The sequence below is a fragment of the Streptomyces sp. WAC07094 genome (assembly GCF_036320405.1).
In the GTDB taxonomy this organism is placed as follows: domain Bacteria; phylum Actinomycetota; class Actinomycetes; order Streptomycetales; family Streptomycetaceae; genus Streptomyces; species Streptomyces lannensis.
On record NZ_JAVMJZ010000001.1, the window covers coordinates 1,919,768 to 1,935,128 of the forward strand.

The 15,361-nt window shown below is 68.8% G+C and carries 15 protein-coding genes; 4 read left to right on the top strand and 11 right to left on the bottom strand.

Features of this window, described 5'->3' with window-relative positions; genetic code table 11:
- Positions 1-78: 78 nt before the first annotated feature.
- From RCR19_RS08385 to RCR19_RS08395, 3 genes are all read right to left on the bottom strand, one after another.
- The gene (locus RCR19_RS08385; RefSeq protein WP_331264557.1) at positions 79-882 is read right to left on the bottom strand and encodes a HEAT repeat domain-containing protein; all 804 of its coding nucleotides are present in this window, start codon (positions 880-882) and stop codon (positions 79-81) included.
- Positions 883-1,320: 438 nt separating this feature from the next.
- Positions 1,321-2,238 (bottom strand): endo-beta-N-acetylglucosaminidase H, encoded by a 918-nt coding sequence (locus RCR19_RS08390; RefSeq protein WP_331264558.1) that lies wholly within the window; start codon positions 2,236-2,238, stop codon positions 1,321-1,323.
- Positions 2,239-2,679: 441 nt separating this feature from the next.
- On the bottom strand, positions 2,680-3,630 hold the full coding sequence (locus tag RCR19_RS08395) for a hypothetical protein (RefSeq protein ID WP_331264559.1): 951 nt from the start codon (positions 3,628-3,630) through the stop codon (positions 2,680-2,682).
- Positions 3,631-4,184: 554 nt separating this feature from the next.
- Here RCR19_RS08395 and RCR19_RS08400 point away from each other — a divergent pair.
- Entirely contained in the window at positions 4,185-5,084 is a 900-nt protein-coding gene (locus RCR19_RS08400) for an aminoglycoside phosphotransferase family protein (protein ID WP_331264560.1), read from the top strand.
- A 293-nt stretch (positions 5,085-5,377) separates the two neighbouring features.
- Here the strand turns inward: RCR19_RS08400 and RCR19_RS08405 are convergent, their stop codons facing one another.
- The gene (locus RCR19_RS08405; protein ID WP_331264561.1) at positions 5,378-6,367 is read right to left on the bottom strand and encodes a S66 peptidase family protein; all 990 of its coding nucleotides are present in this window, start codon (positions 6,365-6,367) and stop codon (positions 5,378-5,380) included.
- A gap of 273 nt (positions 6,368-6,640) precedes the next feature.
- On the opposite strand from RCR19_RS08405, the gene RCR19_RS08410 reads away from it, so the two are divergent.
- The 3 genes from RCR19_RS08410 to RCR19_RS08420 all read left to right on the top strand — a co-directional run bounded on the left by RCR19_RS08410 (position 6,641) and on the right by RCR19_RS08420 (position 9,901).
- Positions 6,641-7,075 carry a VOC family protein gene (locus tag RCR19_RS08410; protein ID WP_331264562.1) on the top strand — a complete coding sequence of 145 codons (435 nt, stop codon included), beginning with the start codon at positions 6,641-6,643 and terminating at the stop codon, positions 7,073-7,075.
- 340 nt (positions 7,076-7,415) lie between these two features.
- Positions 7,416-8,171, top strand: coding sequence for a hypothetical protein (locus RCR19_RS08415; protein ID WP_331264563.1), 756 nt, complete (start codon positions 7,416-7,418; stop codon positions 8,169-8,171).
- A 116-nt stretch (positions 8,172-8,287) separates the two neighbouring features.
- On the top strand, positions 8,288-9,901 hold the full coding sequence (locus RCR19_RS08420) for an alpha/beta fold hydrolase (protein ID WP_331264564.1): 1,614 nt from the start codon (positions 8,288-8,290) through the stop codon (positions 9,899-9,901).
- A gap of 52 nt (positions 9,902-9,953) precedes the next feature.
- Here the strand turns inward: RCR19_RS08420 and RCR19_RS08425 are convergent, their stop codons facing one another.
- From RCR19_RS08425 to RCR19_RS08455, 7 genes are all read right to left on the bottom strand, one after another.
- Positions 9,954-10,844: an amino acid ABC transporter permease gene (locus RCR19_RS08425; RefSeq protein ID WP_331264565.1), complete on the bottom strand. Its 891-nt coding sequence runs from the start codon at positions 10,842-10,844 to the stop codon at positions 9,954-9,956.
- On the bottom strand, positions 10,841-11,485 hold the full coding sequence (locus tag RCR19_RS08430) for an amino acid ABC transporter permease (RefSeq protein ID WP_331264566.1): 645 nt from the start codon (positions 11,483-11,485) through the stop codon (positions 10,841-10,843). Before RCR19_RS08430 ends, RCR19_RS08425 begins: the two co-directional genes overlap by 4 nt.
- An 11-nt stretch (positions 11,486-11,496) precedes the next feature.
- Entirely contained in the window at positions 11,497-12,405 is a 909-nt protein-coding gene (locus tag RCR19_RS08435) for a glutamate ABC transporter substrate-binding protein (protein WP_331269381.1), read from the bottom strand.
- Between the two features lie 19 nt (positions 12,406-12,424).
- Entirely contained in the window at positions 12,425-13,168 is a 744-nt protein-coding gene (locus RCR19_RS08440; RefSeq protein WP_331264567.1) for an amino acid ABC transporter ATP-binding protein, read from the bottom strand.
- 128 nt (positions 13,169-13,296) lie between these two features.
- Positions 13,297-13,737, bottom strand: a complete 441-nt coding sequence (locus tag RCR19_RS08445) for a DUF6278 family protein (RefSeq protein WP_331264568.1) — start codon at positions 13,735-13,737, stop codon at positions 13,297-13,299.
- Positions 13,738-13,795: 58 nt separating this feature from the next.
- The gene (locus tag RCR19_RS08450) at positions 13,796-14,575 is read right to left on the bottom strand and encodes an exodeoxyribonuclease III (protein ID WP_331264569.1); all 780 of its coding nucleotides are present in this window, start codon (positions 14,573-14,575) and stop codon (positions 13,796-13,798) included.
- 88 nt (positions 14,576-14,663) lie between these two features.
- The gene (locus RCR19_RS08455) at positions 14,664-15,299 is read right to left on the bottom strand and encodes an MBL fold metallo-hydrolase (RefSeq protein WP_331264570.1); all 636 of its coding nucleotides are present in this window, start codon (positions 15,297-15,299) and stop codon (positions 14,664-14,666) included.
- Between the last annotated feature and the right edge of the window lie 62 nt (positions 15,300-15,361).

Here is a 15,361-nt window from a genome sequence, read left to right on the forward strand (position 1 = left end):
CATGGGCTGTGGCCGTGAGGAAGTCACCCCAGCGCGCAAGGTGTTGTGGGCGATGGACGGACTCCAAGGAGTCGGCGGTCACGGCGACTCACGGACGGCCTCCACCGCCTCCCGGACGTCCGGGTGCGGGTCGTGGGCGAGTCCGTCCAGCAGCTCGGCCACCCCGGGGGCGGACCAGCAGGCGACCGCCCACACGAGTTCCTCCCGCACGCCGGGGTCGGGGTGGGCGGCAAGGCGGGCGAGTTGGGGAAGCGGGCCCCGTCGACGCATGCCGAACCAATGCAGCGCCTCCCGCAGCACGGCGGGGTCTCCCGGGTGGCCGGCCGCCGCGATCCTGGCGAGCAGCACTTCGGCCGGTGGCGGCGGCCCGTCCAGCGGATGCGGCAACCGCTCACGCAGGCGCCGCGCCCCGTACCCTCCCCTCACCCGGCATCCGAAGCAGGTGCAGGGGCGGACGCCGTGCGCACCCGGCCGGTACCGCCAGCCCACGACCTGTGGCGCGGTGCGGACCCGGTGCACTTCGGACGGCCGGATCGCCCGAGGTACGAACACCTCCCACCCGCGCGGGTCGTCCAGTGCGGCGATCCGCCGCACCGCCTCGGCCGCGGGAACGGTGGACCGGGCGTCACGTGTCCGGTCCGCATAGTGCCGCACCAGTACGTACTGCTCGTCGTCCAGCCGTACATGGACGGCCGCAAGCCCGCCTCGGGTGCCGAAGCGGGCCAGTTCGCGCAGCCATTGATGGGTGAGTGTGTACGACGGCAGCACCGGAAAGCAGTACACCCCTCGCGCACCGTCCTGTCCTCGGCCGGCCGCCCGGATACCCGACCGCCGGACGTTCCGTACGTTCGCCGCCGACGTCAAGTGCACGAACATCGCCATGACCGGGCATGTTATCCGCCGTGTTCCACGGGACACTCGGGGTGCGAAAGGAACAATCCGACATCCTCGGGCACACCGAGTCGGACGTCCTTGCGAGGCGCTGTACGTCCGGGCCGGCGGTCGTGCGCCCCGCTTGCGCCCGGATCTCGAAGTGCCCCTGGTGAGCGGTCAACTGAGCGTAGGCGTCCCGCGGACGTGTGACCAAGATTGCTAGTTGACATCGGGCGATGTTCGTGACCTGCGCTGATGCCAACCGACTTCAGCGGCCGGAAGCACAGGATCAGGGAGATGGTTGGCACTTTGGTACAGCGCAGGTCACGGTACCTGTGGCGACCGCGCCTCCGACATCGTTGTCGAAAGCGCGGCCTGCCCGAATCGCGGCCCTACGGGATGCAGCACGCCCCGAGGGGACACCGGACGCCGGGGAGCGTGGTCGGTCTACGGCGTGTAGTGGGCGTCACTGCCGTACAGCTCCCTGGTGAACGCGGAGACATCGGCGCTGCGATCGGCGCCGTCGAGGTTGTACGTCAGATAGACGCCGTACCCCTCACTGACCGTGCGGCGGGCCAGGTTCGCGACCGTGCTTTGCGAGGTCCGGCCTATCTCGACGGCCGCCGGCGACAGCTTCGACTTGGGCAGTGCGATGCCGGGGACCTGCCAGGAGCCGTAGTACGGGTTCCAGGCGTAGTCGAACTTGGACGAGACGTCGACGCCGCCGTAGGAGAGGCGCGACGCGGCCGGTCCGATGTTGTAGAGGCTGATGATCTTGCCCGACATGTTGGCGCGCAGTGCCGACACCAGGTAGACGAACGAGCTGGCGTTGGGCTGGCCGGTGCCGTTGTTGCCGTACTCGGCGTACTCGTCGTCGAAGTCGATGCCGTCGAGGCCGTACTTGGCCACGGTGTCCGACAGTCGTTTCGCGAACGTCGAAGCCGCCTGCTGGGACGGGAAGTTGGCGAAGCCCGCGCCCTGGTGGTTGCCGAGCACCGAGAGGACGACCTTGATGCCCTTCTGCTGCAACGGCCGTATCTGCGTGGCAGCGTTGTCGAGGACGCGTTGCACGTTCTCGTTGAAATACAGGGTCGCCGCCTTCGTGCCCGTGTCGTAGTTGATGTTCGCCGCGAAGATCACGGCGACGTCGAAGACGTTGCCGCCGCCGTTGGCGAGGGTGTACTTGCCGACGTTCAGCATGCTGTTGTTGTTCACCTCGACGTACGCCACCGAGGTTGGTCCCTGTTTCGCGGGAGCGGGGGCCGCTGCCGCGCCGGTCGTGGCGGTCGCGCCTAAGGTGAGGGCCGTAATGGCCGAGAGCGCGAGCGCGGCCGTCCGTATTCTGCTCCGCACCGGAGTGAACATCGTTGATCGGTCTCCCATCGCATGGAGCGGCGCCCGACCTGTTCGCGAGCGCCGAGAAAGCCCCCCGGATCCTTCCGTTCCCGTGACCGAATCCCCAGAACCATGCGGGAACGGTTCACGACTCCCACGTCGCACCGTAACCCTGGTTCCCGGTAAGGGAGTTACCGGAACACTGCGCTGCCGCGCCGGCGCGGACGAACCAGGCATGCACGCCGCGGATCCGCAGCACTGGAGCAGACGGTCAGCGGCTCCTCTCCAGCAAACCTCAGGGTCCGCTCCTCGCGGATCGAACGTCTGACCGGTGTCAACCATCCCTCCTTTGTGCCAACCAAGAATCCTCGTCACAGGACGCAGGTGCACCCGGGACAGGACGTCCCGGGTGCACCGGTGGGCCGTTGGAGAGTTCCGGTTGCGACGGCTGTCCGTGAGGGTGTGGGGAGTTCAGCCGATACAGCCGGGTACAGCGCCTGTCGGGGCGCAGTTGTTCGGCGTATTGCCGACGACACGTGTGCGCTTCACCGTCAGCGCGCCTCCGTCGACATTGATGCCGCCGCCGGCGGTTCCCGCGGAGTTGTTGCGCACCTGCGAATGGTTCAGCGTCGCCACGGCCGGTACGCCGACGCTGACGCCGCCGCCGACGCCTGCCGCCGTGTTGTCACGCACCACCGTGCCGTTCAGGGTCAGCCTGCCGTTGACGCCTGTGTCGCGGATGCCGCCCCCACTTCCGACGGGTGCCCTGTTGCCACTGACCACGGAGAAGTCCACCGTCGCCGTGCCGTCGTTGAAGATGCCTCCCCCGTCGACCTGGTCCGAGGTGTTGTGGTGGACCGTCGATCGGATGACCAGCAGCCTGCCGCCCGGCCCGACGTTGTCGAGGCCGCCGCCGAGTGTCCGAGCGGTGTTGTCGTGCACCGAGGAGAACTGCACCGTCAGCGTGCCTTCGTTGCGGATGCCGCCCCCGGTGCTGCTGGAGGTGTTCCTGGTCACCGTGGAATGATCCATCGTCAGTGCGCCACCGGCGTTGAGGATGCCTCCGCCCTTGCTCCCCTGTCCCCCGGTGACGGTCAGGCGGTTCAGCCGCACATGCACGGCTCCGCTGATCGTCACGGCGGTGCCGGCCCGATTGCCGTCGAGTACTGCCTGTCCCCGGCCGACTAGAGTCAGGGACTTGCCAATGGTGAAGGGGCCGATGCACCTCCCTCGCACGCTGAGCGTCGCTCCCTGGGCGGCCGCCGCGATCGCGGGCTGCAGGGCCGAAGGGTTGCCGCGGCAGTCCACCGGGGTGTGCTCGTCCGCCGCAGTGGCACTCACTCCCGCCGACGTGACGGCTCCCACCGTCGCCGCCACCGTGGTCCACCGCAGCCACGCGGCCCGGTCCGTTCGCCTGAACATCCCACTCCTCCTGTCACGGCGCAGGGCGTGCTCGACGGCCCGGCACCACTGTCGTCGTCAAGAGCCACGTGAGCGCCCGTGATCGGCAGAAGGGATCCCCGACCGGGTGACGGCCCCCCGGTGCCGGTACGCGGATTCCCCCGTACGGCCGAGGACAATGACCGCTACGGCCCACGGTCACAGGAGCCGTCTCCCCGCGCGCACCGGGGCGACCCCGCGCTACTGCCTCCGCCAGGGACATCGGCCACGCACTCGCCGGACGGGCCAACACGTCCTGCGGGCACCGGAACTGACGGTGCGACCGAGGGCTTTTGCATCTGGTCGTGACCGTGCGTGCGCGGGCGCGGTGCCGACAATGCGGCGCGGGCCTCGCGTACGTCTCACCGCTCGCGTCGGCCCTGCCCATCGGCCTCTTCGACGCGGCAAGGACTTGAGGCGGCCTCGACGGAGCCCTGAACGCCCGCGGTGGGAAATGGTGAGACAGGTCGCGCCGGGAAACCGGCCCTCCGACATGGCGGGGCCGGCTTCGCCTTCATTGAGTACCGTGACTCCCCATGATCGAATCCGAGCTCGAGATCAGCGAAGATCTGGTCCGCGCCCTACTGCGAGAGCAGCATCCGGACCTGGCCGAGCTGCCGATCCGCGAGGTGGCAGGCGGCTGGGGCAACCAGATGTGGCGGCTTGGGGACGATTTGGCCGTCCGGATGCAGCGGATGGACACCTCCCCCGAGCTCCAGCTCAAGGAGCGCCGCTGGCTGCCGCTGCTGGCCCCGCGCCTGCCGCTTGCGATTCCGACTCCGGTACGGGACGGTGCACCGTCCGAGCGGTTCCCCAAGGTCTGGACCGTCATGACATGGGTCGAGGGCACACCACTGGATCACGGCTCGATCACCCGCGGCGACCACGCGGCCGACTCGCTGGCGGGCTTCCTCAAGGCGCTGCATGTGGAGGCTCCCACCGATGCGCCGGACGCCTCGGACTTCGGCGCTCACCCCGAGGAATGCACGGACGGCTTCGAGCATTTCCTGCAGGCCGTGGACCTCGGCCGCTTCGCCGAGGTCGACATCCGGGCCGTGTGGGACGACGCGGTCGCAGCTCCCGAATGGGAGGGTCCGCGAGTGTGGGTGCACGGCGACCTGCACCCCGCGAACGTCGTCGTCACGGACGGCACGCTGGCGGGTGTCGTCGACTTCGGCGCCCTCTTCGCCGGCGACCCGGCATGGGACCTCGCGGCCGCCTGGGTGCTGCTCCCCGTGGGTGGCGCCTCACGGTTCTTCGCCGGCTACGCACAGGCGGATGAGGCGACGGTCAGACGGGCGCGCGGGCTGGCCGTGATGAAGAGCCTGTTCTTGATGCTGATGGGTCAGAACGGGGACCGCGGCCTGCCTGGCGGCAAGAGGGGATGGGGGCCGGCAGGACGGTCGTCACTTGATCGTGTTTTGCAGGGTCTTTGACCTCGGGGCAGAACCGGCGGCCGGCATGGGATCGGTCTTCCGCCTGATCATCTCTCCTGCGTACCGCGAGCCGTGGGGTCGGAATGCCGAGGTCGACCGTTGCGGGCACTTCGGCCGAGCGCACTGCTTCGGCGTTTCTTCGCCGAAGCAGTGCGAGCATTCAGCCACCTTCAATGCCGACCCGTCGCCTCGAGCCTCGCCGGCTCGTGAGCAAGCACGGGGTGCCGCACGGTTGTCGAGCCGCGCAGACTTACGGCACGAGGACGCCCCGGCCCAATGATCTCCCACACAACTCAGCCTTCCGCGACCGCCGACTCGAGCAGGGACAGCGTCCGGTTGTCCGCGTCCACGTCCGCGAGGACGCCGACAGGCAGCGGCAGATTCGGCGAGGTGTGGCCGAAGTCGACCTGGGCGAGGACCGGGATGTCACGCTGCCCAAGGACATCGAGCACCACATCGCGTAGACCTGCGCGGTCTCCGCCGTCATCGTGGGGCGTGACCTCGGTCGGGATGCCGACCACCATGCCCGCGATCCGGTCCAGCACACCGGACAGCCGCAAGGTATGCAGGTCGTTCCAGATCCGCGAGACCGGCCGCTGCAGCTCCTCCCAGAACAACACGGCGCCGTCGAACCGTTCGGCGGCCAGCGCGAACGGTGTCGCCTGCAGTAGGACCAGGCGGTTCAGCAAACCGCCGAACAGTGGCCCCTGCGCGCGGCCCGGCCGCCAGGTTTCCCAGGCCCCTCCCGCCGGCAGCACGCCCGGCGCCTCTGCCTTGGTGAGCACACGGGTGTAGAGGTCGACCAGCTCGGAGCGACGGGCGGCGTCGCCCAGCGTGTACCAATCGCTGCCGAAACCGTGGGTGGCGATGTCGGCGTGGAGCCCGACGAGGCCGGTCTTGGAGTACAACGCCATGTGCAGCAGCGAGATATCGCTGTAGCCGATGATCGGTTTCGGGTCGGCCCGGATCGCGTCCAGATCGACCAAATCGAGATAGCCGATCGTCGCCTGTCCACCGGTATGCGCGACGACGGCCCGCACCTCCGGGTCCCGCAACAAACCATTGAGTTCCTCGGCCTGCTCCGCCGGAGTGCCCGACGCCCACCAGCGATGGCGCGCCGGGTCGACCATGGTGCTGACCCGCACGCGGAAACCCATCCGCTCGAGTATGGCCACACCGCGAGCGAGCAGTGGTTCCTCACCCGGCGCAAGCTGGCCCGAGGGCGCGGTGACGACCACGAGGTCGCCGGAACTCAGCGCACGGGGCCGAAGGATCTCGGGCATGGGGCCTCCTCCTTGTTGATCAACAGTGGCGAACAACAAGGCCTGTGTCGCCGATATTCCGCCAAACCGACGTGATCAAGTCATATCTGCCGCTCTTGGCAGTCCCCGCACGGGCTCCTGCCACCGCGCGCAGACCTCACCGCCCGCTCCTGCCCGCACGGGACCTGTCACCCGTACGAGCTGCGAGGGCAACGAGCGGCGGGAGCCGTGACGGGCGGATCGGTCCGGGGAAATGACCGGCAGGGCCCCCCTGGCATGCGCTACGGTGCGCCGGTGTCAGCGATCAAGAAGTTCCAAGTCACCTTTGACTGCGCAGAACCTGAGCGCCTCGCCCGCTTCTGGTGTGAAGTGTTGGGGTACGTCACACCGCCGCCCCCGGAAGGGTTCACCACTTGGGACGATTTCAATCGCACCCTGCCCCCCGAGAAGCAGGGATCATGGTTCGCTTGCAGTGATCCCTCGGGCGTCGGCCCGCGCCTGTACTTCCAGCGCGTCCCCGAAGGCAAGATCGTCAAGAATCGGGTGCATCTCGACGTCCGGGTCGGCACCGGGCTCGTGGGCGACGAGCGCCTCGCCACGCTCGAAGCCGAGTGCGCACGACTGGTCGCGCTCGGTGCGACCCACGTGCAAACGCTGTACGCCGATGAGGAAAACGAGTCGTGCATCCCCATGCTGGACATCGAGGGCAATGAGTTCTGTATCGACTGAAACATGCCTACCTTGCCGAGGCGGACGGTAGCCGCACGCCCGAGTACGGCTGCCCGCGTCGGCCTCCTCTCCGCGCGAGCTCGTCACCTACGGCGCCCTCCGGTTCGAGGACGTACAACCCGCGGACGACGGATCGTGTCCACGAGCCGGGCGTCGAGGATCCGCGTGATGCGGCGAGCGCCCGGGAGGGCCTCGGCGGAGCCCTGAACGTCCGTTGTGAGAGATGCTGAGACATATGGGTGTCACGCAAGATCACGGTACGAGCGGGCAACCTGCCCGGCAGCACTCCGACCAGCGGTGAGCGCCTGATCGTCGTCCGGAGCCGCTAGCATGCGCGCCCATGAACGACGACGTGCGCAACATCGCCCTCGGGGTGCTCGCGGCCGGTATCAGCGCCGCCCTCGGCTGGCTGGCCCGTACCTATATATGGAGGCGGAAACTCCGGCGGAAGCAGGCGTTCTTCGGGCTCCCCGACAATTCGGAGTCGCTGCTCGTGGTCAACCGGGAAGCGGGCGGCGCCGAGTTGACGGTCATGCGCCACGACGTGTTCGCCCTGCTGGAGCTTTCCGCGCTCATCAAGGACTGTGGCGCCAACGCCCAGGTGGTCGCACATGACGCGGCTCAGCAGGGCTTCGGTGAGCGCACCGAGTTCTGCGTCGGCGGACCCTCCTCGAACCGCCGCATGGTGGCGCACCTCAGCTCCCTCCTGCCCGGCATCCAGGTCAACACCGATCCCGAACCGGGCCCGGAACGCGGTGCGTTCCGGATCGGCGGGGAGAAGTACCAACTCGAGCCCGGCAAGGCGGAGTACGTCGTCCTCGCGCGGCTCACCGCGGACCTGGGCCGCGGATCGAGACCCGTCTTCCTCTTCTGCGGCCAGCGCGCGATCACCAACCAGGCGGCGACCCGCTACCTCGCACGCCATCACGAGCGCCTGGCGCGCAAGTACGGCTCCGGCTCCTTCGTGCTGCTGCTGAAGGTCGTCAACTCCCAGGCGTACGGACCGGATGTGGTCGAGCTGGTGGGCGATGTCACGCGGGTCGCACAGACTCCCGCACCCGTGCCCGCCGCTCGCACGTCCCATCGCGCCTCCTAGGTTCCTCCAGGCGTCAACAATCGTTACTCGTGCGTAACTTACCGACGGGTTACCTCTGGTAAGCGGCGAAGGTTACCGTCGGGTCACTTTGCACTGACACGAGTGAGGAGTGACCCATGACGCATGGGGGCGGGAAGCGCCGTCGAGCAGAGCGGCGGGAGACGGGCGGGTCCGCCCGCAAGGCGCTGCGCACGACCACCGTGGGCGCCGTCTCGGCGACGCTGGTCGCCGGCAGCGTCCTCGGACTCGCCCCCGCCGCACAGGCAGCCGGCGGCGTCCGCTTCGTCGACATCACAGGCGACGGCGGCACGGTGCTCAAGGCGAACGTCGTCACGCCCGCGGACGCCGACGGCACTCGGCGCTATCCGCTTGTCGTGCTCCCCACCAGCTGGGGCCTGCCGCAGGTCGAGTACCTGGCCCAGGCCCGGGAGCTCGCCGACTCCGGCTATGTCGTGGTCACCTACAACGTGCGTGGTTTCTGGCAGTCCGGCGGACGAATAGAGGTGGCAGGCCCACCCGACACGGCCGACGCCTCCAAGGTCATCGACTGGGCCCTCGCCAACACCCCGGCGGACGCCGGGCACATCGGCATGGCGGGCGTCTCCTACGGCGCCGGCATCAGCCTGCTGGCAGCGGCTCATGACAGACGCATCAAGGCGGTCGCCTCCCTCAGCGGCTGGTCGGACCTGATCGGCTCGATCTACTCCGGCCGCACCCAGCACATCCAGGCGGCCGCCCTGCTGGACGGCGCCGCGACGCTCACCGGCCGTGAAAGCCCCGAAGTGAGGCAGGTGTTCAACGACTTCTACGCCTCCGACCTGTCCAAGGAACCGGAGTTGATCGCCTGGGGCGAGAAGCGCTCACCCGCGACCTACGTCGACCGGATCAACCGCAACGGCGCGGCCGTCATGCTCGCCAACGCCTGGGGCGACACGATCTTCCCGGCGAACGGGTACGCCGACTTCTACGAGAAGCTGACGGGTCCGAAGAGGCTGGAGCTGCGTCCGGGTGACCATGCCACGGCCGAGCTGACCGGCCTGTTCGGACTGCCCAACGACGTGTGGACGGACACCCGGCGGTGGCTCGACCACTACCTCAAGGGCGTGGACAACGGCATCGACCGCGAGCAGCCCGTACAGCTCAAGCCCCGCTCCGCGGGCGGTTACGAGGGCTATCCGGACTGGAAGTCGGTGGCCGCGACCAGCAGGAAGATCGACCTCGCCGGGACGCACGGAATCCACGCGAACGTCGACTCCGGCGCGGACGGCGGAGTCATCTTCCTCTCCAGCATCCTCGACCAGGTCGCCCAGGCGCCCCCCGCCGCGTGGATCCCGCTCCTGCCGCGCCGCTGGGCCGCGGTGTGGCAGTCGGAGAAGTACGCGAGCGCCCAGCGGATCCGCGGCACCGTGAAGATGCACACCACGGTCACCGGCACCAAGGCGAGAGGCACCCTCGTCGCCTATCTCTACGACGTGGGTCCGCTCGGCCTCGGCAAGCTGGTCAGCAACGCGCCGTACACCTGGTACGGGCGGACGCCCGGCAAGCCGTTCGGCGTCGACCTGGATCTGTTCTCCACGGCCTACGACGTCCCGGCCGGACACCGGCTCGCCCTGGTCGTCGACACGGTCGACCCGCTCTATATCGAGCACAACCCGTCCGGCGCGCAGCTGACCTTCTCCTCGCCTGCGGACGATCCTTCCTATGTGTCCGTTCCGCTGCGCGAGCAGTGATCTCCGGCTGCCGCCGGCCGGGCCTGGCCCTGTGGCTGCTGCCCCCCTCCCCCTACGGTCCCGGGGCCGTGGGGGGAACCCCACCCGGCAGCAGCGTCCCCGCCCCGGCCGTCTCGACGTCCACGGCCTCGGTCTTGGGACTGCGCCGCTCCCACCGGGACACCCACTGCGCGACCCAGGAGAGCAGCATGCACATCCCGATGTAGATCGGTGAGATCACCATCACCACGGGGATGAACGGCAAATCGTAGTCGAGGTTCGACGCGATGAGCTTGCCGGCGTGGAGGAATTCCTCGTAGGTGATGAGGAAGCCCAGGGACGTGTCCTTCAGAGCCACCACCAACTGGCTGATGATGGCGGGCAGTATGGCCCGTACGGCCTGCGGCACCAGGACGTACGACATGACCTGCGTCTTGCGCATGCCCAGCGCGTACGCGGCCTCCTTCTGGCCCCTCTCCACGGAGTTGATGCCCGAACGGAAGACCTCGGCGAGCACCGAGCCGTTGTAGAGGGTCAGACCCGCGACCAGCGCGGGCAGGGGCTGCACCTTCAGCGCCACGAAGATGAAGAAGATCATCACCAGCAGCGGCATGGCCCGGAAGAACTCGACGACGAGTGTGGACAACCAGCGCACCGGGGCGTGTTCGGAGAGCCGCCCGACGGCGAGGAGCCCGCCCAGGGCCAGGGAGAGCACGGCCGCGATCGCGAAGGCCTTGAGCGTGTTGCCGAGGCCGCGCAGCAGAAGCTCCTGGATTCCCTTGTACTCGAAGGGCATCCACTTCGTGTACGTGAACTGGCCCGTGGCGAAGAGGAGATGGATGATCCAGCCGAGCAGGGCGAGGAGGACGACGGTGGCGAGGACCCCGAAGAGGCGGTGCCGCCTGCGGGCCCTCGGTCCCGGAATGTCGTAAAGGGCCGTGGCCGCCGCGGCTTTGACGGTCATCGGGCGAATCCCCAGCGGCGCTCCAGGACGTTGAAGACCGCGCTGATGGCACCGGTGACGACCAGATAGCCGACGGCGATCCAGAGGAACGTCCAGACGATGTTGTAACCGAGCTCGCTCAGGGTCCGGTAGGTGCCGAGCAGTTCGGTGACGCTGAACGCCCCGGCGATCGCCGAGTTCTTGGCGAGCGCGATCAGGATGGAGCCGATCGGCGGAATGACCGTCCGGAAGGCCTGCGGCAGAACGACGTGCGACAGCGTCTGCCCGAAGGACATGCCGAGGCTGCGGGCCGCCTCTCCCTGGCCCGTGGGAACGGTGTTGATGCCCGACCGCAGTGCCTCGCAGACGAACGCCGAGGTGTAGCAGCCGAGCGCGAGGACGGCGAACACCATGAAGGGCAGCACGAGCCCGAAGCGCGGCAGCCCGAGCAGGACCGCGAAGAACAGCAGGGTGAGCGGCGTATTGCGCAGGACCGTCACCCACGCGGTGCCGAACACCCTCAGGGAGCGCACGGGAGCGACCCGGAAGGAGGCCATCACAAAGCCGAGTGCGAGGGCCAGCAGGGAGGAGTAGACGGTGAGTTCGACGGTGCCGAGGAAGCCCTCAGCGAAGACGGAGATGTTGTCGGTCAGTACGTTCACGCGTGCCTCGCTCAGGTCGCGGGGTAGCGGTCGATGGCCGGCGGGGCGGGCGCGGGCACCCCGGACAGGCCGAGGGTCGCCTCGAACGCCTTCTTCCAGTCGCCGTCCTTCATACGGGCCTCCAGTGCGTCGTCGAGTGCGAATCTGAGGGCGTTGTCCTTGCGCGGAACCCCGATGCCGTAGGGCTCCTCGGAGAAAGGCCTGCCGACGACCCGGAGTTCGTCCGGTGCCTTCGCCGCGAAGCCGATGAGAATGGCGTCGTCGGTGGTCACGGCGGCGACCTGATAGGTGAGCAGATTGTCGACGCAGACGGAGTAGGTGTCGTACGCGACCAGGACCACCTTCGGGTAGTCCTTCTTCATGCGCTGGTACGGGGTCGAACCGGCGACCGAGCACACGCGCTTGCCGCCGAGGTCCTGCGGGCCGTCGATACCGCGCTCGTCCTGGCGGACCAGCAGGTCCTGGCCGGCCATGAAGTACGGTCCGGCGAAACCCACGAGCTTCTTGCGCAGGGCGTTGATGGTGTAGGTCCCGACGTAGTAGTCGATCTGCCCGTTCTGCAGGGCGGTTTCGCGGTTGGCCGAGGCGATGGTCCGGAAACGGATCGTCTCCGGAGCCAGGCCGAGCGAGGCCGACATCATCCTCGCGATCTCGATGTCGAAGCCGGAGAAGGTGCCGGTGGCGGGATCCCGCTCGCCGAGGTAGGGCTGGTCCTCCTTGGCGCCGACGACGAAGTAGCCGCGCTTCTTCGCCCGATTCCAGGTGGGCGACTCGGGGAGCCGGAACCCCCGGGCCACCTGGTAGTGCGGCAGCCTGTCGGTGGCGGGCCCCTTGGTGGGGGGACTGCCCTCCTTGCCGCAGGCTGCGGCCGCCAGCGCCATGAGCAGTGCCACTGCGGCCCACACACGTCGGGTACGGATCACGGTCGGACTCCCCCGGTCAGTGCTTGAGGATCTTGGACAGGAAGTCCTTGGCGCGGTCGCTGCGAGGGTTGGTGAAGAACTCCTCGGGGGTGCGGTCCTCGACCAGGCGGCCGTCGGCCATGAAGACGACGCGATTGGCGGAGGCCCGCGCGAAGCCCATCTCGTGCGTGACCACGACTATCGTCATGCCGTCGCGGGCGAGCCGGCGCATCACCTCCAGGACCTCGTTGATCATTTCGGGGTCGAGTGCGGAGGTCGGCTCGTCGAACAGGAGTGCCTTGGGGTCCATGGCCAGGGCCCGGGCGATCGCGACCCGCTGCTGCTGACCGCCGGAGAGCTGGGCCGGGTACTTGGACGCGTGCGAGGTGAGGCCGACACGGTCCAGGAGTTCCATCGAGCGTGTGTCCGCCTGGTCCCTCCTGCGCCCGCGGACCTTCACCGGGGCGAGTGAGACGTTCTGCAGCACGGTCTTGTGGGCGAAGAGGTTGAAGGACTGGAACACCATGCCCACGTCTGCGCGGAGGCGGGCGAGGGCCCTGCCCTCCTCGGGGAGCGGCCGGCCGTCGAGTCTGATGGCGCCGGACTGGATGGTCTCGAGCCGGTTGATGGTCCTGCAGAGCGTGGACTTGCCGGACCCCGACGGCCCGACGACCACAACCACCTCACCCTTGCCGACCGTGAGATCGATGTTCTGCAGGACGTGCAGGTCGCCGTACCACTTGTTCACGCCGTGAAGCTCGATCAGCGGATCGACCGCCATGCCCTGCCCGCCCTAGTCGCTCAGCCGTGTCGCAGGTCCCGCAAGCTATCCAGACGCGGGCGCGCTCGACACCCGACACGCACCGTTCGGGCATTAGCCGTATTTACAGGGTGCCGATCGGGGTGGGGCTACGCCTCGGCCGCCTCGGCATACACATACGACAGTTCCGGAGCACCCGTGGAGGCCCAGGTCAGGCCGTCGGCCACCACATCGAGCTCACGCCCGGAGGACAGCCGTACGACGGGACGGCCGTTCGGCCAGATCTCCCAGGCGGCACCGGGGACCGTGCGCACGATGACCGTGCCCAGGTAGAGTCCCGCGTCGTTCCCGAGCCAGGGCAGGGTCTCCTCGTCGTCACGCCAGCGCGGGACGAGTTGGTCGAGCGCCTCCAGGGACGCCGCGGAGTCGTCGAGTTCGACGCCGGCGTCCTCGGCCTGGGAGCGCAGCAACTCGCACTCGGAGAGCAGTTGGGCGACAGAGATCGTATCGATGTCGCCCCCGGAGAACACCACGACGCCACGGGCGGGGCCGCGCTTCTTGCGCCAGGTGCCCAGGAAGGGGATGTTCATGCACCCAGCGTGTCACCGGTACGACGGGTCGCACCAGAGTGACACCGGGGGGAACTCCCTAGACCTCCAGGTCCACAACCACCGGCGCGTGGTCCGACGCGCCCTTGCCCTTGCGCTCCTCACGGTCCACGTACGCGTCCTTGACCGCGGCCGCGAACGGGGTGTTGCCGTAGACCAGGTCGATGCGCATGCCGCGGTTCTTCGGGAAGCAGAGCTGGCGGTAGTCCCAGTAGGTGTACGGGTGGTCGTACTTCAGCGGGCGCGGGACGACGTCCGTGAGACCCGTCTCCCGCAGCTCGGCCAGGGCGGCCCGCTCGGCCGGGGTGACATGGGTCGCGCCCTCGAAGGCCGCCACGTCGTAGACGTCGTCGTCCGTCGGGGCCACGTTGTAGTCGCCCAGCACGGCGAACGGGCGGCCGCCCGCGGCGTCGCCGGCCACGGCCGCCTTCAGTGCCTCGAACCACTGGATCTTGTACGCGTAGTGGGGATGGTCCACCTCGCGGCCGTTCGGCACGTACACCGACCAGACGCGGACCGGGCCGCAGGTCGCGGATACGGCGCGGGGCTCCTCGACGCCCTCGTAGCCCGGGTCGCCGGGCAGGCCCTTGACCACGTCCTCGATGCCGACGCGGGAGAGGACCGCCACGCCGTTCCACCGGCCGGTGGCGTGCACGGCGGCCTCGTAGCCCAGCTCGCGCAGCGGCTCGTACGGGAACTGCTGATCGGCGACCTTGGCTTCCTGGAGACACAGCACGTCCGTGCCGCTGCTCTCCAGCCAGGCCAGGAGCCTCGGGAGGCGGGCGGTGATCGAGTTCACGTTCCAGGTGGCGATGCGCATGTCCCACAACCTACCTGGCGGGTACGACAACGGTCCCCCGCGTCCGGGCGAAGCCCGCTCCGGCCCGGCCCCCCGGCTGCCGCGACGCTCAGACCTCCGCCGACGCCCCCGGCGTCAGCCTCAAGTGCTCGGCGCCGCCCAGCGCGCCGACCTGGTTGTCGTAGATCGGCCGGGCCAGGTCCGTCAGCAGGGCGTCGTGGATGTCGTAGGCACGCTGCGGCCGGACCTCGCGGACGTAGTCGATGACCTCGGAGATCTTGTTCCAGGGGGCCATCACGGGGAGCATCAGCGTCTCCACCGCCTGGCCGGGGACGGTGAGCGCGTCGCCCGGGTGGAAGACCTTCCCGCCGTCGATCAGGAAACCGACGTTGGTGATGCGCGGAATGTCCGGGTGGATCACGGCGTGCAGCTCGCCGTGCACCTGGACGTCGAAGCCCGCGGCGGTGAAGCTGTCGCCGTGGCCGACGGTGTGCACACGGCCCGGGAAGGCCGCCGAGATCTGCTCCGCGACGGAGGCGAGCGTCCAGATCTCGGCGCCGGGGTTGGCCTCCATCCCGGCCCGCAGCCGGTCCTCGCTGTAGTGGTCCATGTGCTCGTGGGTCACGAGGACGGCGTCGGCGCCGACCGCCGCGTCCTCCTCGCTGAAGGCGCCGGGGTCGATGACGAGCGTGCGCCCGTCCTTCTCGAGCCGGATGCAGGCGTGCGACTTCTTCGTGAGCTTCATGACCCCATCCTGCCCCGGCCCGGTCTGCCGGGTCCCGCCGAGCATGGTGCTCCCACCACCCG